General features: G+C 39.3%; 21 protein-coding genes and 3 tRNA genes. 15 read left to right on the top strand and 9 right to left on the bottom strand.

The genetic code is table 11. The features are described 5' to 3' along the window. Positions 1–46 precede the first annotated feature (46 nt). A complete protein-coding gene (locus KIP84_RS05565) occupies positions 47–1285 on the top strand; it encodes a multifunctional CCA addition/repair protein (RefSeq protein WP_017398614.1) in 1239 nt (412 codons plus the stop codon). Positions 1286–1327: 42 nt separating this feature from the next. Here KIP84_RS05565 and KIP84_RS05560 read toward each other — a convergent pair whose 3' ends face one another. Continuing rightward, on the bottom strand, positions 1328–2503 hold the full coding sequence (locus tag KIP84_RS05560; RefSeq protein ID WP_005068179.1) for a trypsin-like peptidase domain-containing protein: 1176 nt from the start codon (positions 2501–2503) through the stop codon (positions 1328–1330). Between the two features lie 194 nt (positions 2504–2697). Between KIP84_RS05560 and KIP84_RS05555 the strand changes: the two genes are divergently transcribed. The 6 genes from KIP84_RS05555 (at position 2698) to KIP84_RS05530 (ending at position 5291) form a co-directional block, all read left to right on the top strand. Further along, a complete protein-coding gene (locus tag KIP84_RS05555; RefSeq protein WP_069123735.1) occupies positions 2698–3456 on the top strand; it encodes a Nif3-like dinuclear metal center hexameric protein in 759 nt (252 codons plus the stop codon). A gap of 145 nt (positions 3457–3601) precedes the next feature. Then, positions 3602–4228 carry a superoxide dismutase gene (locus KIP84_RS05550; RefSeq protein WP_000208083.1) on the top strand — a complete coding sequence of 209 codons (627 nt, stop codon included), beginning with the start codon at positions 3602–3604 and terminating at the stop codon, positions 4226–4228. A 146-nt stretch (positions 4229–4374) separates the two neighbouring features. Next, positions 4375–4450: transfer RNA gene (locus KIP84_RS05545), tRNA-Asn, on the top strand. Positions 4451–4458: 8 nt separating this feature from the next. Then, positions 4459–4534: transfer RNA gene (locus KIP84_RS05540), tRNA-Asn, on the top strand. Between the two features lie 181 nt (positions 4535–4715). After that, positions 4716–4791 (top strand) — tRNA-Asn (locus KIP84_RS05535). Positions 4792–4847: 56 nt separating this feature from the next. Further along, positions 4848–5291, top strand: a complete 444-nt coding sequence (locus tag KIP84_RS05530) for a DUF2726 domain-containing protein (RefSeq protein ID WP_005068176.1) — start codon at positions 4848–4850, stop codon at positions 5289–5291. Between the two features lie 4 nt (positions 5292–5295). Here the strand turns inward: KIP84_RS05530 and KIP84_RS05525 are convergent, their stop codons facing one another. From KIP84_RS05525 to glnA, 5 genes are all read right to left on the bottom strand, one after another. Next, positions 5296–5496, bottom strand: a complete 201-nt coding sequence (locus KIP84_RS05525; protein ID WP_039759004.1) for a hypothetical protein — start codon at positions 5494–5496, stop codon at positions 5296–5298. Positions 5497–5609: 113 nt separating this feature from the next. Then, positions 5610–7067 carry a lipase family protein gene (locus KIP84_RS05520; protein WP_213689478.1) on the bottom strand — a complete coding sequence of 486 codons (1458 nt, stop codon included), beginning with the start codon at positions 7065–7067 and terminating at the stop codon, positions 5610–5612. A 110-nt stretch (positions 7068–7177) separates the two neighbouring features. Then, positions 7178–8056 (bottom strand): 4-hydroxybenzoate octaprenyltransferase, encoded by an 879-nt coding sequence (gene ubiA / locus KIP84_RS05515; protein ID WP_213689477.1) that lies wholly within the window; start codon positions 8054–8056, stop codon positions 7178–7180. Further along, the gene (locus KIP84_RS05510) at positions 8053–8562 is read right to left on the bottom strand and encodes a chorismate lyase (RefSeq protein WP_213689476.1); all 510 of its coding nucleotides are present in this window, start codon (positions 8560–8562) and stop codon (positions 8053–8055) included. Before KIP84_RS05510 ends, ubiA begins: the two co-directional genes overlap by 4 nt. Before the next feature lie 125 nt (positions 8563–8687). Next, positions 8688–10103: a type I glutamate--ammonia ligase gene (gene glnA, locus KIP84_RS05505; protein WP_002052696.1), complete on the bottom strand. Its 1416-nt coding sequence runs from the start codon at positions 10101–10103 to the stop codon at positions 8688–8690. Between the two features lie 762 nt (positions 10104–10865). Here glnA and KIP84_RS05500 point away from each other — a divergent pair. From KIP84_RS05500 to KIP84_RS05475, 6 genes are all read left to right on the top strand, one after another. Next, positions 10866–12425 (top strand): peptide MFS transporter, encoded by a 1560-nt coding sequence (locus KIP84_RS05500; protein ID WP_213689475.1) that lies wholly within the window; start codon positions 10866–10868, stop codon positions 12423–12425. Beyond that, complete coding sequence (locus tag KIP84_RS05495) at positions 12422–14224, top strand: aminopeptidase P family protein (RefSeq protein ID WP_213689474.1); 1803 nt, start codon at positions 12422–12424, stop codon at positions 14222–14224. Before KIP84_RS05500 ends, KIP84_RS05495 begins: the two co-directional genes overlap by 4 nt. A 293-nt stretch (positions 14225–14517) precedes the next feature. Then, on the top strand, positions 14518–15102 hold the full coding sequence (locus KIP84_RS05490) for an aminodeoxychorismate/anthranilate synthase component II (protein WP_064785951.1): 585 nt from the start codon (positions 14518–14520) through the stop codon (positions 15100–15102). Between the two features lie 9 nt (positions 15103–15111). Beyond that, entirely contained in the window at positions 15112–16161 is a 1050-nt protein-coding gene (trpD, locus tag KIP84_RS05485; protein ID WP_213689473.1) for an anthranilate phosphoribosyltransferase, read from the top strand. A gap of 9 nt (positions 16162–16170) precedes the next feature. After that, on the top strand, positions 16171–16977 hold the full coding sequence (trpC, locus tag KIP84_RS05480; protein ID WP_213689472.1) for an indole-3-glycerol phosphate synthase TrpC: 807 nt from the start codon (positions 16171–16173) through the stop codon (positions 16975–16977). 9 nt (positions 16978–16986) lie between these two features. Then, positions 16987–17682: a Smr/MutS family protein gene (locus tag KIP84_RS05475; protein ID WP_005068085.1), complete on the top strand. Its 696-nt coding sequence runs from the start codon at positions 16987–16989 to the stop codon at positions 17680–17682. A gap of 10 nt (positions 17683–17692) precedes the next feature. Here the strand turns inward: KIP84_RS05475 and xdhC are convergent, their stop codons facing one another. The 3 genes from xdhC to xdhA are packed head-to-tail and all read right to left on the bottom strand — an operon-like array spanning position 17693 to position 22559. Then, positions 17693–18676, bottom strand: a complete 984-nt coding sequence (gene xdhC / locus KIP84_RS05470) for a xanthine dehydrogenase accessory protein XdhC (protein WP_199113018.1) — start codon at positions 18674–18676, stop codon at positions 17693–17695. Positions 18677–18682: 6 nt separating this feature from the next. Next, on the bottom strand, positions 18683–21058 hold the full coding sequence (gene xdhB, locus KIP84_RS05465; RefSeq protein WP_213689471.1) for a xanthine dehydrogenase molybdopterin binding subunit: 2376 nt from the start codon (positions 21056–21058) through the stop codon (positions 18683–18685). A gap of 1 nt (position 21059) precedes the next feature. Beyond that, on the bottom strand, positions 21060–22559 hold the full coding sequence (gene xdhA / locus KIP84_RS05460; protein WP_213689470.1) for a xanthine dehydrogenase small subunit: 1500 nt from the start codon (positions 22557–22559) through the stop codon (positions 21060–21062). Between the two features lie 261 nt (positions 22560–22820). Between xdhA and folE the strand changes: the two genes are divergently transcribed. Beyond that, positions 22821–23369, top strand: coding sequence for a GTP cyclohydrolase I FolE (gene folE / locus KIP84_RS05455; RefSeq protein WP_002118643.1), 549 nt, complete (start codon positions 22821–22823; stop codon positions 23367–23369). Positions 23370–23520: 151 nt separating this feature from the next. After that, positions 23521–24672, top strand: a complete 1152-nt coding sequence (gene blaADC, locus KIP84_RS05450) for an ADC family extended-spectrum class C beta-lactamase (protein WP_213689469.1) — start codon at positions 23521–23523, stop codon at positions 24670–24672. Positions 24673–24694 lie beyond the last annotated feature (22 nt).

The raw sequence follows: 24694 nt of genomic DNA, 5'->3' as shown, positions 1-24694 counted from the left end.
AACCTCTATTCTGTAGCATGATTGCTTGAAGAATAGAGGTTTTTTCATGCAAGTGTATTTAGTAGGCGGTGCCGTCCGTGATTTTTTACTTGGGCATCCCTATCAAGAAAAAGATTATGTTGTTGTCGGTGCAACGCCGGAACACATGCTCGCCCAAGGTTTTCAACCTGTAGGCAAAGATTTTCCTGTGTTTCTTCATCCCGAAACGAAAGAAGAATATGCACTTGCACGTACTGAAAGAAAATCTGGTAAAGGCTACCACGGCTTTCAATTTTTTACCGATACCACAGTAAGTTTAGAAGAAGATTTAATCCGCCGTGATTTAACCATCAATGCCATAGCAATGGATCAAGATGGCAAACTATACGACCCATATGGCGGTCAAACAGATTTAGAAAATAAAACTTTGCGTCATGTTTCAGAAGCTTTTGCTGAAGATCCTTTACGTGTTTTACGTGTTGCACGCTTTGCGGCTCGCTATTCTTCATATGGTTTTCAGATTGCGCCAGAGACAATGCAGCTTATGCAAACCATGGCCGAATCAGGTGAGCTTGATGCCTTAACACCAGAACGTGTATGGAAAGAGACTTCTCGCGCACTTTTAGAAGATCATGCGGATGTTTATTTTCAGACATTGCGTGACTGTGGGGCGTTGAAACATCTTTTCCCTGAAATTGACGCATTATTTGGTGTACCACAGCGCCCTGAATATCACCCTGAAGTGGACTGCGGCATACATACCTTAATGTCGTTACAGCAAGCTTGTAAATCAAACTATTCACTTGATGTTCGATTTGCTGTTTTAGTACATGATTTGGGTAAAGCCTTGACTCCAGCTAATGAACTTCCTCGCCACATCATGCATGAAGAACGAGGAGTAAAACCTGTTACTGAATTATGTGAACGTTTAAAAGTTCCAACTCAAACTCGACAGTTGGCATTATCAGTGTGTAAAGAACATCTAAAATGTCATCAGATTATGTCGTTAAAACCGGGAACAGTATGGCGCCTATTACAGCGCCTAGATGTATTACGCCGTCCTGAGAGAGTTGAAGCTTTTGTACAAGCATGTGAATGTGATGCTAAAGGAAGACTCGGTTTAGAAGACCGACCTTATCCACAAGCTCAGTACATGTTGGATGCGATGCAAATCGTTCGCTCTATTAAAGTTCAGGATTTACCTGAAAACATTAAAGGTGCTGAGATTGGTGAAATGCTCATTCAGTACCGTATTGATGCTTTAACTGAGTTCAAACATCAGCATCAAGCCCTGTCTCATACTTAATTAACATCAAGAGAAAAGCCTCATTACGAGGCTTTTTTATCTTTACTGTTTAGGCAGCGGTATAAATTGCGATTGAGTATTTTGGTTTTTTCTTTCCCCTACTGTCACCACAAAGTTTTGTTGCTTCCCATCTCGCTCGACCATTACATTAATTTCGCTGTTAGGCGCTTGTAATGCAACATAATTAATCAAATGAGATGCTGAAGTGATTTGTTGGTTATTCACCTGAATAATTTTATCACCAATCTTAATACCTGCTGATGCAGCTGGACCATTTTTCAAGACATCTGCAACCACCACACCAATTTGCTGTTTAGGTGCTAATACGTCTTCTTGTGTAGGCGGTACTAAACTAATACCTAACCATCCACGGACTACACGGCCATCTTTCAAAATCGAGTTTAAAACTTGTTGGCAAACTTTAGCAGGAATTGCAAAACCAATTCCTAAAGAACCACCTGACTGAGAGAAAATAGCAGTATTTACCCCGATTAAATTCCCAGCCACATCAATTAATGCTCCACCAGAGTTACCTGGGTTAATTGCGGCATCTGTTTGAATAAAGTCTTCATAGGTATTAATGCCTAAATCAGAGCGTTCAGTCGCAGAAATAATACCTTGAGTTACCGTTTGGCCTACGCCAAATGGGTTACCAATTGCTAAGACCACATCACCTACTTCATTACCACTCAACTTAAATGGCAATACAGGTAATTTATCTAAATCGATTTTAATTACAGCTAAATCAGTATCAGGGTCTGTTCCAACAATCGTTGCTTCTGCACGACGGCCGTCATGTAATGCAACTACAATCTGATCAGCTTGAGCAATCACATGATTATTCGTCAGAATATAACCATCAGCTCGTACAATAACCCCAGAGCCTAAGCTATTTTCATTTTGCTGTTGTTGTTCAGGAACCTGATTTCCAAAAAACTCACGGAAGACCGGATCACTTAATAATGGATGATTTTGTTTAACTTTCTGGGTCGTAAAAATATTAACAACTGCTGGCGCTGCAACTTTTACTGCAGCGCTATAAGATACCACCCCGCCCGCTCGCGAAGTATCAACGAGTGGTTCAACTTTCTCAGCAGGCATTTGCACCCCATCAACTGCAACAGTTGGTTTCGGCTGATGGTATTTTTGCCATGCAATAAAACTGGCAATTACAATAATAAGTAACACCCAAGGTAACCATGTAAAGGTGCGGCGCACGTTCATATCCTCTACGCAAAGAAGTTTTTAATTAAATTAATATATTGAACAAAAAGAGTTTTCAGTTAAGCATTTTAAATTAAATATGTCGATATACATAAAAAAGTCAAAAAAGATTTGTCTAGCTTTAGTTACACAACAAAATATGTTTCTATAGCTTTAGCAATTATTTACTACTCAATTCAGGAAATATCATGGCAAATTTGCATGAAATTATTCAGTGGTGCGACCAAACCTTAAAAGCGGCAGAATTTAAAGATTACGCACCAAATGGCCTGCAAATTGAAGGTTCAACTGAAGTAAAACGTATCGTTTGTGCGGTTACTGCTTCCGAAGATGCGATTGATGCAGCAATTGCTCAAAATGCAGATTTATTACTCGTACATCATGGTTATTTTTGGAAGGGCGAACCGTATCCAATTACTGGAATGCGAGGCAACCGCATTAAAAAACTCATTCAAAATAATATTTCATTAGTCGCTTATCATCTACCTTTAGATGCCCACCCAACTTTGGGCAACAATGTAGCCATTGCAGAAAAACTGGGTTTACAAAAGTTAGAACCACTCGATTTAACCGAAAAACATCCGATTGGTAATATTGGTTATTTAGAGCAAGCAGTTTCTGTGGATGAATTTAAAACAAAACTACAAAACAGTTTTGATTTTAAGGTAATTCACTTACCCGCAGAAAAACAAAGCATTCAAAAAGTAGGCTTCTGTACAGGTGGCGCTCAAGATTTTATTGCTAAAGCTGCTTTGCAAAATTGTGATGCTTACATTTCAGGTGAAGTCAGTGAACGAACTTTTTATGAAGCGAAAGAATTAGGAGTTCACTATTTCGCCTGTGGTCACCATGCTACTGAGCGTTATGGAGTTCAGCGTTTGGCACAAGCAATCTCAAAACAGTTTTCAATTGAAGCTGAATATTTTGAATTGAATAATCCGATTTAATTAAGTCTTTTTTTCAATCTGTGTTATGCGTATTAATTAGATCTTTATTGTGTATAGTTCTTTAAAACGATGCCCTATTGTGACCAGAATCATTTACAATAGAGCCACTTAATTGTATAACCCAGCAAATGCAAGGAATAGGAACATGACAACCATTACTTTACCTGCACTTCCATATGGCTATGATGATTTAGCGCCACATATTAGTAAAGAAACTTTAGAATACCATCACGATAAACACCACAATACCTATGTTGTTAACTTAAACAACTTAATCAAAGGGACTGACCTTGAAGGTAAAACTTTAGAAGAAATCATTAAAGCAACTGCTGGTGATGCATCTAAAGCTGGTATTTTCAACAATGCTGCTCAAGTTTGGAACCACACTTTCTACTGGAACAGCATGAAGCCAAATGGTGGTGGTAAGCCTACTGGCGCAATCGCTGCTAAAATTGACGAAGCTTTTGGTAGCTACGAAAAGTTTGCAGAAGAGTTTACTGCTGCTGCAACAACTCAATTTGGTTCAGGTTGGGCTTGGTTAGTTGCTGATGAAGTAAATGGTAAATTATCTATTACTAAAACTTCTAATGCAGACACTCCACTTGCACATGGTCAAATTGCTGTATTAACAATTGACGTATGGGAACATGCTTACTACATCGATTTCCGTAACTTACGTCCTAAATACATCGCAACTTTCTTAGAAAGTCTTGTGAACTGGGACTATGCAAATGCAAAACTTGCAGGCCAACCAGCTGGTGTAGAGAAATAATTTTATTTCTTTATGAAAAACCACCCTATTTTGGGTGGTTTTTTTATTTTTAATACAGCAAAAGCATATTAATCAAGCAAACGATTCATTTTCTTTAATATTCTTATTGACGCTTTTAGATTTCATCCATAAAATGCGCATCAGATTCTCCAATAGCTCAGTCGGTAGAGCGACGGACTGTTAATCCGCAGGTCCCTGGTTCGAGCCCAGGTTGGAGAGCCATCTACTAATCTCCCATAGCTCAGTCGGTAGAGCGACGGACTGTTAATCCGCAGGTCCCTGGTTCGAGCCCAGGTGGGAGAGCCAAGATTCTAAAAGCCTGCATTTATTGCGGGTTTTTTCTTTTCTAATCATTTAATAATTTTTCATTATTTTGAATAAAATCAATGTTTCGAGTATTTTTAAACCAAACGATTAGATATTCACTCTAATTCTGTTATTAAGGCTTGACCCAGCCCTCTTTCCTGCCTAAAATCCTTTTCCAGATTCTCCCATAGCTCAGTCGGTAGAGCGACGGACTGTTAATCCGCAGGTCCCTGGTTCGAGCCCAGGTGGGAGAGCCAAGATTCTTAAAAACCCACTCATCATGAGTGGGTTTTTATTTGTATGATGCCTTCACATGTTCGAATCGAGTCACTTATTTTTTATTGTTTTAGGTTGCGTAAGCACCTGTATTTTTCTTCTTGTTTGTTTACGCCCTTATTTATTTCCAAAACAAAAATTCTTTGCTCGCCCTGTCATTACAAACTTTGAAACTCAAATGTTTATACGTTTAAAACAAAGTTTTCCAAATTATCATGTGTTAGCACAAGTGGCTTTTAGCGCTTTAATTACCAGTAATGACTATAAAATTCGTAGTCAGTTCAATCGTAAAGTTACTGACTTTGTCGTGCTAAACGACAAGATGGAAGTAATGGCCATTATTGAGCTAGATGACCCGACTCATCTTGAAAAAGTAGAAGAAGACCGTATTCGTGATCAAATGCTCACTGAAGCAGGCTACCTTGTAAAGCGTTACACAAATATTCCTACTGTACGCCAATTACAAAAGGATATTCATTAACAAGCTATTTTGTTTCAGAGTTTGCAGCTTCTTTCTCAGCTATTCTTTTTGCCATCTCTAAACGCTGCTGTTCATATTGTTTTTTATTCTTAGCATCACTTTTTGCAGCCAAGAAAAGTATTCCAATAATTAGTAAAGGAATAAGTAAACCTAACCCCATTAATAACCAAGGAACAGATTTTTTTTCAACAGGTTGCTGGCTCATAAGTTTTTCAAACTCAAATAGTATCAATTTCAGAATGCGTAACAATATAACAAAAAGAGCCACTATAAAGTGGCTCTTTTTCTAAAGCTATTTTCTAATTCAACAAATAAATCTTAGAATTTTCCTGTGCAGTGTGGACTTTGGCTGGCATCTTTTTGTGCATCAGTCAGCACAATACCCGTACCCGCTGACATATTAGCTTGAATGAAATCTACAGCATTGGCATTTTGACATACGATTGCTTGTGTATGAGTTGCATTCGGTACAATTGTTAAGTTATAGCCTTTATCATAGCCTGCTTGTGGGAAAAACTTCAAAGCATTCGCTTTCATTTTATCAAATAAGACTTGCGTTACCACAGGCAATACCGCTTGATCTTTTTCGCCTTGAATAATAAATACCGGTGTTTTAATAACTTTCTCAGCAGTAGCATTCGTTGCAGGTTGAGTAGCAGTCAAGAAGCGTTGAACAACTTGATCTGCTTTAAATTTATTTAGATCAATACCGTACTGGGTAATTTGATGTGTAGGGTCAGCCAAGAAAGCTAAGATTCCCGCTTTAAATTTCTCTTGCAGGCCGTTTGCACTATCAGGTGTAGGATAACTTAAACAAGCACCATCATCCCCTGTACGACCATAAGCCAATTCTGCAATGTCAGCCGCTCCTGACGTAAAAATTGCTTTAAAATCATAGTCTGGTTGCTGTGCTTTAATCCCTGCACTAGCAAAAGCGGCATATGCTAACAATTCGGCATATCCTTCTGCAGTTTTATCAATTGTAGGTACAGCAAGCGCCAGTGGATCATTTGGAGACATTTGCCCTGCAGCAATCGCTGCATCAATCTGTCTACGCGCTCTAATTGCCTGATCTAGCTTACTAACTGCAAAATTACTATCTTGATTCATTGCAGGATCAATATAAATTTGAATGATTGTTCCTAAGCTTGATGCAGGTGCTCCGGCTACCGCACCTTTATAACTTACATCCGTATTAGCAAACTCAGCAGTACCCAATGATGCATGGCCACCTTGAGACTGACCAATCGACATCCAATCACCTTTTAACTGAGCACCATAATGCTCTTTTACTGCTTTAACTGCAGCTAATGCTGATTTTGCTTCGCTAGATAAGTTTAAGTACGGATGTACCCCTGGTGTGCCTAAACCCTCATAATCTGGTGCCACAATCACATAACCTGCTGCTAATAAGGACTCAGCAAGAATTTTAAATCGCGGATTAATAGCATTTTTGCTTGGCGCACAACCATCACCCACCCCAACAGTTCCGTGTTCCCATACTACTACACGATAACCATCTTTCGGTTGTGTTGCTTTTGGAAACAATACCATTGCTGTAGCAGTTGCTGTTTTTCCTTGAACATTTGCCATGTTATAAGTCATTACTTTGATCGTTGAAGCATTATCAACTTTATCAATTGCGTAATTACTTTCTGAGACATAAGCTTTATTTGTGTCTATCCCTGTGTAGTCATCATCATCGTCATTACACGCTGTAAGAAATAATGCTGAAATTGATAATGTTATAGCTAAAGCAATTTTTGACCGTTTCATAGAATATCCTTTTTATGTGTTATTTATTCCGCATATTTTTCATGCACAAATATTAAGACATAAAAAAAGTGCTCTGCATAGAACACTTTTCAACCTCACGGTCATTTTTACTATATGAAATTTAAAAATATTCCTAGAAAAATGATTAATCCAACCCAACGATTGTGACGGAATGCCCAAAAACATACCTGAGGGTTGCGGTCTTTGGTTTTAATTGTTTGATATATAAAATCAAATGCCACTACAACTAAAGCAATAATGGCCCAAGGAAATAAGATATTTTCTAAATATAGCGCTGTACCAATCAAAACAAGACTTATTGCTTGTAAAAGCGCAATAATCTGGATGTCATATCGACCAAAAAGAATAGCTGTAGATTTCACACCAATCTTTAAATCATATTCGCGATCTGTAATTGCATATTGAGTGTCATAAGCCACTGTCCAAGCCAAATTACCAAAATAGAGCAACCAGCAAGTCAGATCCGGAGTTTTACCTACCGCAGTAAAGGCCATTGGAATTGACCATGAAAATGCTGCTCCTAAAAAAACTTGCGGTAAGTTGGTATAGCGTTTCATAAATGGATAAATAAACGCTAGAAGTAATGCCCCAAATGACCAGTAGAAAGTTTCGATCGGTAAAAAGAACAATAAAGCTGCACTTGCTAAAACGAGGCCTAAGAATACATATACAGCTTCTCTTGCACGAATCACTCCTGTTGCTAAAGGGCGCGTTTTAGTACGCTCAACATGACCATCTACTTTACGATCAGCAAAGTCATTAATCGCACATCCAGCAGCGCGCATAAAAATCACGCCTAAAATCATGACAAATAAAATACCTAAATCAGGTATTCCTTTTGATGCAACCCAAAGTGCCCACATGGTTGGCCAAAACACCAGTTCAGTACCAATTGGCTTATCAAATCGACATAGATAATAATAAGCCTCTAAACGCTGACGCCATGTTGTACCTGTTGCAGTCGTCATAGTAATTCCTTGTCGTGCTGCTGATTTAAAAAAGCTTCAAAAGCCGGTAAGAATGTTTCTTGGACGATAAATTTACATCCATGCCAAGTATAGCAACTTTGTCGCGTCCAGCCTTCTGGCAAACGAATGACACGACGGTCACAAAGCGGAGTTGTTCTTTGAAATAGAAAAAACCCAATTGGTTTAGATCCAATGTGCTGAAATATACGTGCTTTTTTTTGTAAACTTTGAATTGGAAAAATACTTTTTGCTTTCACCCACGGCTCTGCTTCACAGCCATATAAGTAGGTTTCCCTCACCCATGAAGTGTGTGCATGAGGCATATTCATCCATTGACTATCTGCCAAAGTTAAACGCTGAAAGTGTTCTTTAAAAGGCTTCACGCTGAACTGGCCACCACCAAGCTCAGTGAGTTGTTGAGTCAGAGAACCAGACGCATACAACCATGTTTTCAACTCAGGATTTAAAGTCTTTTCCTGTTTAAGTACTGGTTGTCGTTTACGCATAATCTGCTCACATGAAAACTCGCACCTAGTTTACCCCAATTTTTTGATAAAAAACGTAGAGAATTCAATCAACATTCTAAGCAATAAAAAAGCCTGCATAAGCAGGCTTTTTTACGAAATACGTATTACAAGCTGTAGTACATATCGAATTCAACTGGGTGAGTAGTCGTGTTAAGACGACGTACATCTTCAGTTTTAAGTTCGATGTATGCATCAAGCATTTCTTTAGTGAACACGCCGCCTTTTAACAAGAATTCGTGATCTGCTTGAAGTGCTTCAAGAGCCATATCTAAGCTATGAGCAACTGTTGGGATTTTTGCTTCTTCTTCTGGAGGAAGATCATACAAGTTCTTATCAGCAGCTTCGCCCGGATGGATCTTGTTTTGAATACCGTCGATACCAGCCATTAACAATGCAGCGAAACCTAAGTACGGGTTCATCATTGGGTCTGGGAAACGAGCTTCAATACGCTTACCTTTAGGGCTAGAAACGTATGGAATACGGATAGAAGCAGAACGGTTACGTGCTGAGTAAGCAAGCATAATTGGTGCTTCGAAGTGAGGAACCAAACGCTTGTATGAGTTTGTAGATGGGTTTGTGATTGCATTCAATGCACGAGCGTGCTTGATGATACCACCGATGAAGTACAATGCCATTTCTGAAAGGCCTGCATATTCATCACCAGCAAACAAGTTCTTGCCATCTTTAGAGATAGACATGTGAACATGCATACCAGAACCGTTATCACCTACCATTGGTTTAGGCATAAACGTAGCTGTTTTTGCATATTGATGTGCAACGTTCCAAACAGCATATTTGAACTGTTGAACTTCGTCAGCTTTACGAACAAGAGTATTGAAGCTCACACCAATTTCTAACTGGCAAGAAGCAACTTCGTGGTGATGTACTTCTACACGACCTGGGCCCATGATGTCTTCGATTTTTGCACACATTTCTGCACGCATATCTTGTGAAGAATCAACTGGAGGAACTGGGAAGTAACCGCCTTTAACACGTGGACGGTGACCAGAGTTACCAGACTCGTAGTCTTTACCAGTAGACCAAGCAGCTTCTTCAGCGATTAATGTATGACGAGCGCCAGACATATCGATGTCCCACTTCACTTCGTCAAATACAAAGAATTCTGGTTCTGGACCAAAGAATGCAGTATCACCAATACCTGTAGATTTTAAGTATTCTTCTGCACGGCGAGCAATCGAACGTGGGTCACGCTCATAACCTTGACCAGTTGAAGGTTCAATAACGTCACAAGTCACAACTACAGTTGGTTCAGCAAAGAACGGGTCGATAAAACCAGTTTCCGCATCCGGACGTAAAATCATGTCAGATGCTTCAATGCCTTTCCAACCAGCGATTGAAGAACCATCAAACATTTTACCGTCTTCAAAAGTATCTTCATCAATAGAATCAGCTGGGTAAGTTACGTGCTGCTCTTTACCCTTAGTATCAGTAAAGCGAAAATCGACCCATTTTGCGCCACTTTCTTGTATGAGTTGAAGGACCTTGTTCGCCATGCTCATTTTGCTCCAATGAAATTTTGTTGCACTTGTTAAGTGCGTGTTAGTTGCTGGTATTTATATAGCAATTCTCATACCAACTTTATAAGACTTACCTAAAACATTGAATTGCTTATAACTATCCATGATTTAGGCCCCTTGTCTTGAACCCATTATACTGTTTGCATAGTTAAATGCACCATATTCAGACATTTTCAAATTATGGCATACAAGAATAGCTCGCAATCGCCCTAATTTAGTGCAAAATTGTTGCGCTAATATGAATCACCGCATCAATATCTAACAGTAATTTGTGATCATAATACTTTCTTATATAGAAATCTGACTTTCTTACTGTAATCCTTAAAAATAATAATCTATTCCCGATAGAACTATTAATCTCTAAATTAGACGATAGTATCTACAATATGCCTTTAGCAAAAAAGTTTGAACATAAATACGATTTCTAAGTAACTCTACACAATTTTTTTAAATAATATCAATTACCACTCTTCACTGCCCATCCATAGAAAGGTTGAGGTTTTAAAGTGCTAATTTAATTTTTCTCATCGTAGTTTTACGCTAGGGCTAGCCTGATCAGCTTTGGTGCACCAAGAGGAATCTTTTCGACTGATAATTTCAACTTTCTAATTTTTTACCATTTGTTATATACCTTTTTTATACATGACCAACTTGCTTTTTCATTTTAAAAAATCTAAAAAATAAAACATAACTTTTTTTTATAATTAAACAAACTAAAAGTTTTGTTTTATCTAAACTACAAATATGTTCAAAGGATTTGAAATGAAGCATGAACTCGAACAATATGACAGAGCTTTTTTCGGCCATCCAAAACCATTAAAAACTTTATTTTTTACAGAGCTTTGGGAAAGATTTTCTTATTATGGTATTCGGCCTTTACTCGTTCTTTATATGATTGCAATGGTTAATGACGGTGGTTTAGGTCTTGACCGTCCAACTGCAGCCGCAATTGTTGGGTTATTCGCTGGATCTATGTATTTAATGACTGTTTTTGGTGGCTGGATTGCTGATAACTGGTTAGGTCAGGCACGATCGGTCTGGTATGGTTCTATTATTATAGCACTAGGTCATTTATCTATTGCTCTCACTACCATTTTTGATCAATTCTTTTTTTATTTCGGTTTAGTCCTTATTGTTTTAGGTACCGGATTATTTAAAACCTGTATTTCAGTGATTGTCGGAACGTTATATAAAGCTCAAGATAGTAGGCGCGATGCTGGTTTTTCCATTTTTTACATGGGGATTAATTTAGGTTCTTTTATTGCTCCTCTTCTTACAGGCTTATTAGCACGTGATCATAACTGGCACTTAGGTTTTGGAATTGGTGGCCTTGGGATGTTAGTTGCATTACTTATTTTTCGTGTATTGGCTGTTCCTCAGTTACAAACTTTTAATGAGTTACGTCAAGAAAATGACAATTGGAATAAACCTGTCGTAGAAAATAAAAATGCGCCTAAAATTGTATTTAGCTTTTTATTTGCAGTTGCAGTCATTATTACGCTTACCTTATTTGGTGTCATTCATATTAATCCGGTCGCGGTAGCAACTTATTTAACAGTTGGGATTGGCATCGGCATTATTGCTTACTTTGCTTATTTATTACTTTTCTTGAATTTAGAGCAGCATGACAAATTTAAAATTATTATTTGTTTTGTTTTATTAGCAGCCTCTGCCCTATTCTGGTCAGCTTTTGAACAAAAGCCCACAACTTTTACTTTATTTGCACAAGACTATACAGATCGTATGTTTTTTGGATTTGAAATCCCGACTGTATGGTTTGAATCAATCAATGCTCTTTTTATTATTATCTTTGCTCCAGTTGCAGCTTGGCTATGGGCGAAGCTAGGTAAAGCGAATAAAGATCCAAGCTATATCAGCAAATTTATTATTGCGTTGTTATTCGCAGCATGTGGCTTTTTACTTATGTCTCTAGCCAGTCATTTTGCTATTCATAGTGGAGTAGTTTCACCATTTTGGTTAGTCGGTACTTTATTTCTTCTTACCATAGGTGAACTTTGCTTAAGCCCAATTGGCTTATCAACCATGACCAAACTTGCACCTGATGTCATACGTAGTCAAATTATGGGTTTATGGTTTACAGGTACAGCTCTTGGCAACCTCATCGCAGGTTTAATTGGCGGGCAAGTCTCGGCAGATGGTATTAATCATTTACCTAGCCTATTTATGCGCTGTGTATTAGCCTTGGTTATTGGCGCAATCGTGTTATTTTTATTAAAGAAACCAATGAATAAATTAATGGACAAAAGTACCAACAAAGTTCAACCTGATTTGGAAACGATATGAACGACTTAACTGTTCCAGAAAAACTAGCGAAACTTCGTGAACTCATGACCAATCAAAGTATTGATACTTTGGTTGTTATGAGTGCAGACCCCCATATGTCTGAATATTTACCAGACTATTGGAAAGCAAGGCAGTGGTTAAGCGGTTTTAGTGGCTCTGTTGGCACTTTAGTTGTGACCCAAAACTTTGCAGGACTCTGGGCTGATGGGCGCTATTGGGTACAAGCCGAACAACAACTCGCTGGAACTGGCTTTCAATTACAAAAACTGACCAGTGATGAATCTTCTACACATCTCGCATGGATTGAGAAAAATCTACCGGCTGGTTCGGTTATTTCAGTAAATGGGCAAACACTTTCAATCCAGCAATTTAAAGCGTTGGAAAATACAGCAAAGCAACGTGGCTTTAAGCTTGAAACACAGCAAGATTTAATTGGTTCAATCTGGTCTAATCGTCCAGAACTTCCTTTAGAGCAGATTCATTTAATGCCTGAAGGGTTAAATGCCCTATCTCGTAAAGAAAAAATTCAGGCAATTCGCGAGAGCTTAGCTAACAAGAATATTGCGGGTCATTTTATTTCATCTTTAGATGATATTGCATGGGTCTTAAATGCACGTGGACAAGATGTAGAGTATAACCCTGTATTCCTTTCACATTTGTATATCAGTACTCAACAGGCTGTTTTATTCATTGATAGCAACAAAGTTGATTCAACCTCTCAACAAGCTTTCAAAGCTGATGACATTGAGATTCGTGACTACGAAGATACAGCTAAGTTTTTATCGAATATTTCTGATACCTCGGTACTTTTAGATCCAGCCAAAGTCTCGATTTTTCATGAACAGGCTATCGCAAAAGATATTCAGGTTGTCTACGACATCAACCCAAGTACACTTTTTAAATCGCGTAAGCATGAAAGCGAAATTGCGCATATCCGTCACGCAATGGTTAAAGATGGAGTCGCGCTTTGCCACTTTTTTCACTGGTTAGAGAAAGCCCTTCATCATGGTGAAAGCATTTCAGAACTCACTATTGATGAGAAGATTACAGCTTGCCGTGCTGAGCAAAACGGATTTATAGGCCCAAGTTTTTCAACGATTGCTGGCTTTAATGCTAATGGTGCTTTACCTCACTACCGTGCAACTGAAGAGCACTATTCATTTATTGAAGGCGATGGCCTATTACTGATTGACTCTGGCGGGCAGTATGTTGATGGAACAACGGATATTACCCGTGTTGTTCCTGTAGGAACGCCAACAGAGCAACAAAAACGTGACTATACTCTGGTTTTAAAATGTCACATTGCTTTGGCAAAAACGATTTATCCAGAAGGTTTAGCTGCACCACTACTCGATTCAATTTGTCGCCATACTTTATGGCAATATGGTTTAGATTATCGCCATGGCACAGGTCACGGTGTAGGCTTTGCACTTAACGTTCATGAAGGTCCGCAAGTTCTTTCTTATTACGCGCCTATACATGCCTATAGTAAGTTGCGTGAAGGAATGATTCTCTCTAATGAACCGGGCTTATACCATGAAGGACAATACGGCATTCGTATTGAAAATCTGGTTGCAAACAGACTTCACTCAGGGTTTGAGAAAACCTACGGCGATTTCTTAGAATTTGAAACGCTAACCCTTTGCCCGATTCATTTAGATTGTATCATCGTTGACATGCTAACGAATGAAGAGAAAGACTGGTTAAATGGTTACCATCAAACTGTTCAAGAAAGACTGGCCGAACATTTATCTGGCGATGTTTTAGATTGGCTGATCTATAACACACGTAAGATTTAATCTTCTTGTATGACCAAGGCAGAATAGTTTTTTATTTTTAAGAAAAGCTTATTCTGCCTTAATTGTACTTATATATCATTTCAAAAGACTCACTTCTTAAAGCCGTTTTTCTGCAAATTTCTAACGAATGAAATAGTTAAACTGGTTACTTCTTTTTTTGCTATATTAGCCCATTAGAAAGCGGCTTCTTATTTTAAAACCTAAAAAGCCTTTTCTGAAAACGGGTATCAATATGGGTAACTATTTTAGTCACTTATTAAATATATTTTAATTATCATGAGGTTAAGTTCATCATGCTTCTAATGATCGACAATTACGACTCTTTTACCTACAACATCGTCCAGTATTTTGGCGAGTTGAATCAGGAAGTAAAAGTAGTTCGCAATGATCAAGTCACATTAGAGGATATTGAACGATGGCAACCAAAATATCTAGTTATTGGTCCTGGCCCTTGCTCTCCAAGCGAAGCAGGTATTTCAATTCCTGCAATTAACCACTTTGCCGGAAAAATTCCTCTACTTGGCGTGTGTTTAGGGCATCAAAGTATTGGGCAGGCTTTTGGTGGAAAAATTATAAGAGCCAAAACGGTGATGCATGGACGTTTATCTGATATGTACCATAGCAATAAAGGTATTTTCAGTAATCTTCCTAGCCCATTCTCAGCGACTCGTTATCATTCATTAGTCATTGATCAAGAAACACTACCTGACTGTCTTGAAGTAACGTGCTGGACTAATGAAGCAGATGGCTCAATGGAAGAAATCATGGGTGTTAAACATAAGACACTTCCTGTTGAAGGCGTGCAATTCCATCCTGAATCAATCTTGAGTCAACATGGCCATCAAATCTTTAAAAACTTTTTAGATATTTATGCATAAGTGATCCCTATGAATATTCAACAAGCACTTAACCATATAACAAAAAATATTCACCTGACTCAGCCGCAAATGGAAGACATTATGCGTAGTATCATGCAAGGTGAGGCAACCGAAGCACAAATTGGTGCTTTGATGATGGGCCTTCGCATGAAAGGTGAAAGTATTGACGAAATTACTGCTGCTGCGCGTGTCATGCGTGAATTTGCCATCAAAATTGATGTCAGTGATATCAAATATTTAGTTGATATTGTCGGCACGGGTGGTGATGGGCAAAACTTATTTAACGTCTCTACAGCTTCAAGCTTTGTAATTGCGGCGGCAGGTGCAACCATTGCAAAACATGGCAACCGAGGCGTTTCAAGCAAATCAGGTTCATCTGACTTGCTTGAGCAAGCAGGTATTCATCTTGATTTAGACATGCAACAAACCGAACGCTGCATCCGTGAGATGGGTGTAGGGTTTTTATTTGCTCCAAACCATCATAAAGCAATGAAATATGCTGTTGGACCACGTCGAGAGCTTGGTGTTCGCAGTATCTTTAATTTACTTGGCCCGCTTACGAATCCGGCTGGTGTAAAACGTTTTGTGATTGGCGTGTTTTCAGATGAACTTTGTCGTCCAATTGCCGAAGTGATGAAGCAACTCGGTGCTGAACATGTCATGGTGGTTCATTCAAGAGATGGACTCGATGAAATCAGCCTTGCTGCTCCTACTGCTGTTGCAGAACTCAAAGACGGCGAAATTACTGAATGGACGCTTAACCCAGAAGATGTCGGAATTGAATCACAAACTTTAAATGGTTTGGTTGTTGCGGATGCCGCTGCCAGCTTAAAGCTAATTAAAGATGCGTTAGGTAAAAATAAAACTGCTATTGGTGAAAAAGCAGCAAACATGATTGCACTTAATGCAGGTGCAGGAATTTATGTGGCTGGTATTACCAAAACTTATGCTCAGGCTGTTACATTCGCTCAAGATATTATCTATGGCGGACAAGCTTTAGAAAAAATGAGTGTTTTGGCTGAATTTACCAAAACATTAAAGCAATCTCAGGCAGATTAAGGATTTCTCATGATTAATATTCAAAATACCATTTTAGGTAAAATTGTTGACCGTAAACATGAGGAACTTGCTACGCGTTTAAAACAACGTAATTTGCAAGATGTTGAAGAACTAGCAAAAGCTGCGACTCCAGTTCGTGGCTTTGCAAATGCTTTAAAACATAAACGCCCTGCTGTGATTGCTGAAATTAAAAAAGCGTCTCCATCAAAAGGAATTATTCGCGCAGACTTTAATCCTGCTGAAATTGCCCAGCAATATGAACAAGCTGGAGCAGCATGTCTATCGGTACTGACCGATGTTGATTTCTTTCAGGGAGCAGATGAAAATATTGCGATTGCTCGCAATCATTGTGCCCTCCCTGCTTTACGTAAAGACTTTCTGATTGACCCATATAATGTAGTTGAAGCTCGTGCTTTGCATGCTGACTGTATTTTATTAATTGTTGCTTGTTTGTCTGACCAGCAACTCGAAGAAATGTCGAAAACTGCGTTTGAACATCAACTTGATGTATTGGTTGAAGTTCATGACGAAGAAGAAATGGAACGCGCTTTAAAGCTTTCTGAGCAATGTTTATTAGGCGTGAATAATCGTAATTTAAAAACGTTTGATGTAGATTTAAATACATCCATTCGATTGAAAAAATTACTTCCGACCTCACGTTTACTAATTACTGAAAGCGGTATTGCGACACCAGACGATGTGCATATGATGCAAGAGCATGATATTCACAGCTTCTTGGTGGGCGAAAGTTTTATGAAACAACCTCGTCCAGATCAAGCTTTTACTGCCCTTTTTGGACAACCCCAAACGGTTTAATGAAGATATATGAGTAATAAAGATTCATCGCTTTCTAAAGAGCAACAGAAGTTATTGAAGCAATTTAAAAAGCAAATCTCCAATCCTCATTCAAGCAAAATCACAAATCAGCCTGAGACTAAAAAATCTCAGGCTGAGCCTGAAGAATTGGAAGATACCCATCTGTTTCAACAGGCTGTTGCAGGTGTAAAACGCATCAACAATAGCAATGTTGCCGATGTAAAAACACCTCGTGCCAGAAAAGTCGACGCACAAACTCTAGCGAAACGTGCAGCCGCAGAAGGTGGCCGTGATACCGAACATGCCGAACTATCAGATACTCAAGCTGCTTTAAATCCAGTCGCAAGCCAAGCAACGTTAAGCTATCGCATTGCGACTCTGCAACATAAGGTTTTTGAAGACTTAAAAGCAGGCAAGATGCGTTGGTTTGAAGCTGTAGATTTACACGGCTGTACCATTGAACAAGCACGTGACGCAGTTTTACAGATTATCCAGATGGCAAAAGATGAAAATCAAAATGTCATCAAAATTGTGCATGGTAAAGGCCCAGAAGCGGTCTTAAAAACCTATGTCAATGGATGGTTACGTCAGCACCGCGATGTTTTGGCCTTTGTAAGTGCCCCTGAAAATCAAGGTGGTACAGGTGCCGTTCTCGTACTGCTTAAACGTGCAGAAAAAAATCCTAAGTTCGAACAAAAAAAATGATCCTTTGGGATCATTTTTTTACATCAAATACCTGTAATAATTGAGCAACTACTGCAATGGCAATCATTGCAGGTTGTTTCGATGAAATCCCTTCTATCCCGATTGGGCAAACCAAACGTTGTAATGTTTCCTGAGTATAACCACGTACTTGCATACGTTTTTCAAAAATAGCCCTTTTACTTTTTGAACCAATCATTCCTACATAAGCAAATGGTTTTGCCGTAGGTTTTAAAGCTACAAAACATAGTTGCAAATCTAATTGATGGTCATGAGTTAATATTAAAATTGCTCCTGAACGGTCAAAATGCTCGATCTCGGCTTCTAAGGTATCAGTCGTTAAGCATTGCACCTGTTCCAATAAATCGGATGGGAAAATATCATCACGTGGATCAATCCATTTCACCCGAATTCCAATAGGCAATAAACAGCGAACAATTGCTTCTCCCACATGCCCGGCGCCACAAATCAGCACTTGCATGGCATAAGGCTGAATCTGCTGGCTAAATTGCCATTGCTCACTACTGTCAGAATCAAACTCGAAACTTGGTTGTCGTTCCCTATCCATAGTCTGCCAAGTGGATGCATATTGATGTGAGACGGTACGCGATATACGCTTTCCAACTCGCCATGCTTGCAAACTCACGGATAAATCCGATGTGACCGTAGCGGGTGATATTTTTTCAAACAATAACCACATTACTCCGCCACAACACTGCCCCAACCGAGCACTGAGGTTAAAGCGTTCAATACGCCTCACACAAGTTTCCGTTTCTTTTAAAATTGCTTTAGCGATATCAATCGCGTGAAACTCTAAATGCCCGCCACCGATCGTATCTGACTGCTGCCATTGCTGTTGCGAATTAAACCGCAATAACATGGTTGCACCAACTTCTCGTGGTGTTGAACCATCAGCGCGAACTACTGTGACCAATACCATAGGCAGAGCATCGACTTGCCACGCTACAAAATCAGTCCACCATTGTAAATGTTGCATAATCTTCTACATTTTAGCTTGTAGACGGTTAGCCAAAGCCTGTCCTCGTCCAATCGCAATTGCACGTAAAATTTCCTCGGCAGTTGCTGGAGCATTGAGCACGAGCGGAGCTTTTTCGGGAATAGCCGCCTGTACCGCCTGACGAATTGCAGAGAAAACAGATAATGCCAACATAAATGGCGGTTCACCTACAGCTTTGGAGCGGTAAATGGTGTCTGCCTGATTTTGATTATTAAACAATTTAACATTAAAAATATGAGGAATATCTACACTGGTCGGGATTTTATAAGTTGAAGGCGCATGGGTAAACAAACGGCCTACGTGTGGTCCATGCGGCTGCCAATACAGCTCTTCTGTCGTGAGCCATCCCATCCCTTGAACAAAACCACCTTCAATTTGTCCAATATCAATTGCAGGGTTAATTGAGCGCCCAACGTCATGCAAAATGTCAGCACGTAATACTTTCATTTCCCCTGTTAAGGTATCTATTGCGACCTCACTGACTGCTGCACCATAGGCATAATAGAAAAATGGACGCCCCAAATGGTTGACCTGATCATAGTGAATTTCTGGCGTTTTATAAAAACCGCTGTCCCATAGCTGTACACGTGCCATATATGCCCGTTGAACCAAATCTGGAAATGTCCATGAGTGACCATTCGCTGTTGAAACCATACTATCTTCAAACTGGACTTTTTCAGCGTCACTGTCGCTTATGTCTGCTGCAAGTTTTGCCAGACGCTCACGAATTTTAATACAGGCATTTTGAACAGCTTTACCATTTAAATCCGCGCCACTCGATGCTGCAGTTGCCGAAGTATTTGGCACACGAGAAGTATCGGTTGCAATTAAACGAACGCTATCGATTGGTAAACCCAACTCATGCGCAGCAACCTGACGTACTTTGGTATATAGCCCCTGTCCCATTTCCGTACCGCCATGGGTAATAGAAACAGTACCATCCATATACACATAGACCAGTGCACCCGCCTGATTGTAATGTACGGCGTTAAACGAAATACCAAACATTAATGGGGTTAACGCAATACCACGTTTAATGATGTCATTATTCTGATTAAAGGCCTGAATAGCCTGTTTGCGTTTCGCATAATCGCTAGTCTGCAATAATTCAGCTACCAATTTTGGCGCAACATTATCACGGACTTCTGCCCCATAGTGCATACGGTCACGTCCAGCACCAGGCTGCTCGGCAAAGAAATTACGTTGACGAATTTCAACCGGGTCACAACCTAAATAACGAGCAATGTCATCAATAATATTTTCGATGACAAACATGCCTTGCGGTCCACCGAAACCACGGTATGCGGTATTAGAAACAGTATTGGTTTTACAACGTAAGTTACGTAGCTCAACTGCATTTAGATAATAGGCATTGCCAATATGGCAAATCGCACGTTCATTCACTGGCCCAGAAAGATCAGCCGAAAAACCGCAGTTTGAAGCCAGTTGTACCTTTAAGCCTTGCAGAACACCACTGTCATCAAAAGCTACAGACCACTCATAAGCAAAACCGTGACGTTTGCCTGTAGCACTCATGTCATCATCACGATCCAAGCGTAATTTACACGGACGACTTGTTTTTTTCGCTGCCAAAGATGCAATGCATGCCCACTGCGCCGACTGTGACTCTTTACCACCAAAACCGCCACCCATACGGCGACTTTCCACACTGACCTGATGCATATTCATGCCTAATGCATGACAAATCAGTAACTGCATTTCGGTTGGATGTTGTGTCGAGCAATAGACTTTTAAACTCTGATTTTCTTGTGGAATCGCATAAGAAATCTGTCCTTCAAGATAAAAATGCTCTTGCCCACCCAGCTCAATGGTTCCAGAAAGTTGATGGGCTGCGTTTTGAAATGCCTGCTCAACTTCACCATGGCTAAATTCAACAGGCGGTAACACCCACGATTCTTTTTCAATTGCATCTTGAATCGTTAAAATTGGGGTTTCGGGCTCATACTCAATTTTTGCCAAGCGAACTGCCTGACGGGCTTGTTGATAACTCTCGGCAACAACCACAAACAAGGCTTGTCCATAAAACTCAACCTGCTCTTCGGCAAAAATTGGGTCATCTTTAACAATCGGCCCCCAATTATTTTCAACCTCAATATCCTTTGCCGAAAAAACTGCATAAACACCTTCAGCCTGACGTACGGCATCCAAATCAAACTTACTGATTTTACCTTTGGCACAACTTGAAAATCCGACCGCCAAATGCATGGTATTTTCAAGCTCGGGTAAATCATCAATATAAGTTGCCTGCCCAGTCACATGTAAATGTGCACTTTCGTGTGGAATCGAGTCGCCTGCTTTAGCTGATTTTTTAGAAATATTTAAGTCAATGGTTTGATTCATTTTAGATCTCCACCATAGCGATCAAGTCATTCACACGAGTGATCGTTTGAGACAGGATTTTTTCTACATAAAAACGCTGTAAACAGTTTTTCGCGACGTGTAAACGATATGCCGAGCTAGCACGTCCATCATCTAAAGGCTGATAGTCTTTTGACAAGGCCTCTTGTGCCAGAACGATCAATTCTGCTGTAAGTTGCTGACCTTCCAATATGGCTTCTGCATATTTTGCACGTTTAGGAATAGCTGCCATACCACCAAAAGCAATTCTTACATTGTGAGCGACATCATCATTATCTAAATCGCATGAAATGGCTGCACATACCGCAGAAATATCTTGCTCAAAACGTTTGGCAATTTTATAGCTGGCAAATTTAAAACGTGTCTGCCCTTCGCGAAGCGGAATAACAATCGCCTCAACAAACTCACCAAGTCGTAATGCTGTTTTTTGATAATCTAAATAAAAGTCTTCCAAGGCGATTTCACGGGTCTGTTCACCTACACGCAAAATCAATCGTGTACCTAGCGGAATTAATGCCGGCATTGAATCGCCAATCGGCGAACCATTGGCAATATTTCCACCTAGTGTTCCTGCATTTTTAATCGGCATGGAAGCAAAACGGCGCTGTAATTCTTGAAAGTCGGGATAAAAATCTGAAATTTTAATGAGTGCATCACTTAAACTGACATTTGCTCCAATCGTTAAAGCATGGTCTGTGACTACAATCTTTTTGAGCTCTTCAACTTGACCGATATAAAGCATATCGCCCAAATCACGGCCCTGCTTTGTTACCCACAAACCGACATCTGTGCTCCCTGCAACAATACGCGCTTGCGGCAACTGCAAGCGTAATACGGCAAAATCCTGCAAAGTCTTTGGTGCAAAGAATTGTTGACCATGATCATTTAAATGTAATGCAGGTAATGTTCTGATCTCTTTTAATACATCAATTACTTTTTGACGTTCTAATACAACACGTGGATAGTCATAAGCTTTTTGTGCTGCATCTAAAATAGGGCGATAGCCTGTACAACGACATAAGTTTCCAGAAAGATAATCACTGATTTTATCTTTGCTTGGAGAATGTTGTTCATTTTCGTACATTGACCATAACGACATGATAAAACCGGGTGTACAAAAACCGCATTGTGAACCATGCATATCAACCATCGCCTGTTGTACCGGATGAAGTGTGCCATCTTGTACAGGCAATAAGCTATGAAGGTCTTCTACTGTAAATAAGGCTTTACCATCTAAAGTGGGTAAAAACTGAATACACGCATTCACACTGCGTAATTGCAGGTTGTCATTGACCAACTCACCAATCACTACTGTACATGCACCACAATCGCCCTCAGCACATCCCTCTTTTGTACCAGTCTGCCTAGTCTTACCAGTTTGGGTATATTCTCGTAGAAATTGTAAAACCGTCATTGTAGGTACTACATTTTCTACTTGCTGCTGACCACCACGGAAAAAGAAGGTGATTGGACGTTCTAACATGTTTTATCCTTATGCTTTATAATAATGCTTCTGTGCAAATATGATGCCATTACGCGATCATTTAGAACTTACCAATATTAAGCGCACATTTCATGTCCAAACACTTGACTATTAACGATAAAAAACATGAAATTTATTCATCTTTTATTAAGCCTGCGCAAAACCAAAATAAATATAGTGCGAGGATTTATGAACATCAGGTCATGTTTCTGATACAATGCCGAGCTTGTCTAATAGAGTAAATTTATACGTCTTATGTCAATGCAGCAATCGTACGCAAATATCCTGACTGCCGTCGGTGAAGATCTTGATCGTCCCGGCCTTAAAGATACGCCTGTGCGTGCGGCTAAAGCTTTTTCATATTTAACTTCTGGCTATAGTAAAACTTTAGAAGAAGTCACCAATAATGCTGTTTTCCCATCAGATAACCATGAAATGGTATTGGTGAAGAATATTGAATTCTATTCGCTTTGCGAACATCATCTCCTCCCATTCTACGGTCGTGTTCATGTTGCCTATTTACCGGAAGGCAAAGTTCTTGGCTTATCTAAATTTGCACGAATTACCGAGATGTTTGCTCGCCGTTTGCAAATTCAGGAAAATCTGACTCAACAAATCGCAGAAGCTGTCGCAGAAGTGACTGGTGCTCGCGGTGTTGCTGTAGTCATCGATTCAGCACATATGTGTATGATGATGCGTGGTGTAGGTAAACAAGAGTCTACAACCCGTACAGTTTCATTTGTCGGCGATTTTAAAACCGACAAAGAAGCACGTCGTGAATTTTTAAGTGCAGTACCAGAAAGCTATTAATCCGGTTTTACTGCAAAAATAAAAGCCCGACGAAGTTGGGCTTTTTTTTATATCTATTTAAAGCACTTAACCAATAAAACATAACAATTAAATTTGGTGATTTTTGTTATAAAAGTACGCATCTTTATTTTTAAACGATTTAGAGTTAATCATGCGATTTAAAAAAATTTCTTGTCTACTTTTTTCCCCGCTTTTTATTTTTAGTACCTCAATTTATGCGGGCAATACATCAAAAGACCAAGAAATTAAAAAACTGGTAGATCAAAATTTTAAACCTTTATTAGATAAATATGATGTGCCGGGTATGGCCGTGGGTGTTATTCAGAATAATAAAAAGTATGAAATGTATTATGGTCTACAATCTGTTCAAGATAAAAAAGCCGTAAGTAGCAGTACCATTTTTGAACTAGGTTCTGTCAGTAAATTATTTACCGCGACAGCAGGTGGATATGCAAAAAATAAAGGAAAAATCTCTTTTGACGATACGCCTGGTAAATATTGGAAAGAACTAAAAAACACACCGATTGACCAAGTTAACTTACTTCAACTCGCAACGTATACAAGTGGTAACCTTGCCTTGCAGTTCCCAGATGAAGTACAAACAGACCAACAAGTTTTAACTTTTTTCAAAGACTGGAAACCTAAAAACCCAATCGGTGAATACAGACAATATTCAAATCCAAGTATTGGCCTATTTGGAAAAGTTGTTGCTTTGTCTATGAATAAACCTTTCGACCAAGTCTTAGAAAAAACAATTTTTCCGGGCCTTGGCTTAAAACATAGCTATGTAAATGTGCCTAAAACTCAGATGCAAAACTATGCTTTTGGCTATAACCAAGAAAATCAGCCAATTCGTGTTAACTCTGGTCCGCTAGATGCCCCAGCATATGGGGTTAAATCGACGCTACCCGATATGCTTAAGTTTATTAATGCCAACCTCAACCCACAGAAATATCCGAAAGATATTCAACGTGCAATTAATGAAACACATCAAGGTTTCTATCAAGTCGGCACGATGTATCAGGCACTTGGTTGGGAAGAATTTTCTTATCCAGCGCCTTTACAAACTTTATTAGACAGTAATTCAGAACAAATTGTGATGAAGCCTAATAAAGTGACTGCTATTTCAAAAGAACCTTCAGTTAAGATGTTCCACAAAACTGGTTCGACTAACGGTTTTGGAACATATGTCGTGTTCATTCCTAAAGAAAATATTGGCTTAGTCATGTTGACCAATAAACGTATTCCGAATGAAGAACGCATTAAAGCAGCTTATGCTGTGTTAAATGCAATAAAGAAATAATCTTTTGCTAAAACAAAAAAGG

Source organism: Acinetobacter sp. BHS4 (assembly GCF_018454425.1).
Taxonomy (GTDB): domain Bacteria; phylum Pseudomonadota; class Gammaproteobacteria; order Pseudomonadales; family Moraxellaceae; genus Acinetobacter; species Acinetobacter pittii.
This window is presented reverse-complemented; position numbering and strand designations above follow the sequence as displayed.

Excerpts from the sequence above, each read along its gene's own strand:
- KIP84_RS05565 (WP_017398614.1), top strand. The coding sequence starts at position 47 with ATGCAAGTGTATTTAGTAGGCGGTGCCGTCCGTGATTTTTTACTTGGG.
- KIP84_RS05555 (WP_069123735.1), top strand. The coding sequence starts at position 2,698 with ATGGCAAATTTGCATGAAATTATTCAGTGGTGCGACCAAACCTTAAAA.
- KIP84_RS05550 (WP_000208083.1), top strand. The coding sequence starts at position 3,602 with ATGACAACCATTACTTTACCTGCACTTCCATATGGCTATGATGATTTA.
- KIP84_RS05530 (WP_005068176.1), top strand. The coding sequence starts at position 4,848 with ATGTTCGAATCGAGTCACTTATTTTTTATTGTTTTAGGTTGCGTAAGC.
- KIP84_RS05525 (WP_039759004.1), bottom strand. The coding sequence starts at position 5,496 with ATGAGCCAGCAACCTGTTGAAAAAAAATCTGTTCCTTGGTTATTAATG.
- KIP84_RS05520 (WP_213689478.1), bottom strand. The coding sequence starts at position 7,067 with ATGAAACGGTCAAAAATTGCTTTAGCTATAACATTATCAATTTCAGCA.
- ubiA (WP_213689477.1), bottom strand. The coding sequence starts at position 8,056 with ATGACGACTGCAACAGGTACAACATGGCGTCAGCGTTTAGAGGCTTAT.
- KIP84_RS05510 (WP_213689476.1), bottom strand. The coding sequence starts at position 8,562 with ATGCGTAAACGACAACCAGTACTTAAACAGGAAAAGACTTTAAATCCT.
- glnA (WP_002052696.1), bottom strand. The coding sequence starts at position 10,103 with ATGAGCATGGCGAACAAGGTCCTTCAACTCATACAAGAAAGTGGCGCA.
- KIP84_RS05500 (WP_213689475.1), top strand. The coding sequence starts at position 10,866 with ATGTTCAAAGGATTTGAAATGAAGCATGAACTCGAACAATATGACAGA.
- KIP84_RS05495 (WP_213689474.1), top strand. The coding sequence starts at position 12,422 with ATGAACGACTTAACTGTTCCAGAAAAACTAGCGAAACTTCGTGAACTC.
- KIP84_RS05490 (WP_064785951.1), top strand. The coding sequence starts at position 14,518 with ATGCTTCTAATGATCGACAATTACGACTCTTTTACCTACAACATCGTC.
- trpD (WP_213689473.1), top strand. The coding sequence starts at position 15,112 with ATGAATATTCAACAAGCACTTAACCATATAACAAAAAATATTCACCTG.
- trpC (WP_213689472.1), top strand. The coding sequence starts at position 16,171 with ATGATTAATATTCAAAATACCATTTTAGGTAAAATTGTTGACCGTAAA.
- KIP84_RS05475 (WP_005068085.1), top strand. The coding sequence starts at position 16,987 with ATGAGTAATAAAGATTCATCGCTTTCTAAAGAGCAACAGAAGTTATTG.
- xdhC (WP_199113018.1), bottom strand. The coding sequence starts at position 18,676 with ATGCAACATTTACAATGGTGGACTGATTTTGTAGCGTGGCAAGTCGAT.
- xdhB (WP_213689471.1), bottom strand. The coding sequence starts at position 21,058 with ATGAATCAAACCATTGACTTAAATATTTCTAAAAAATCAGCTAAAGCA.
- xdhA (WP_213689470.1), bottom strand. The coding sequence starts at position 22,559 with ATGTTAGAACGTCCAATCACCTTCTTTTTCCGTGGTGGTCAGCAGCAA.
- folE (WP_002118643.1), top strand. The coding sequence starts at position 22,821 with ATGCAGCAATCGTACGCAAATATCCTGACTGCCGTCGGTGAAGATCTT.
- blaADC (WP_213689469.1), top strand. The coding sequence starts at position 23,521 with ATGCGATTTAAAAAAATTTCTTGTCTACTTTTTTCCCCGCTTTTTATT.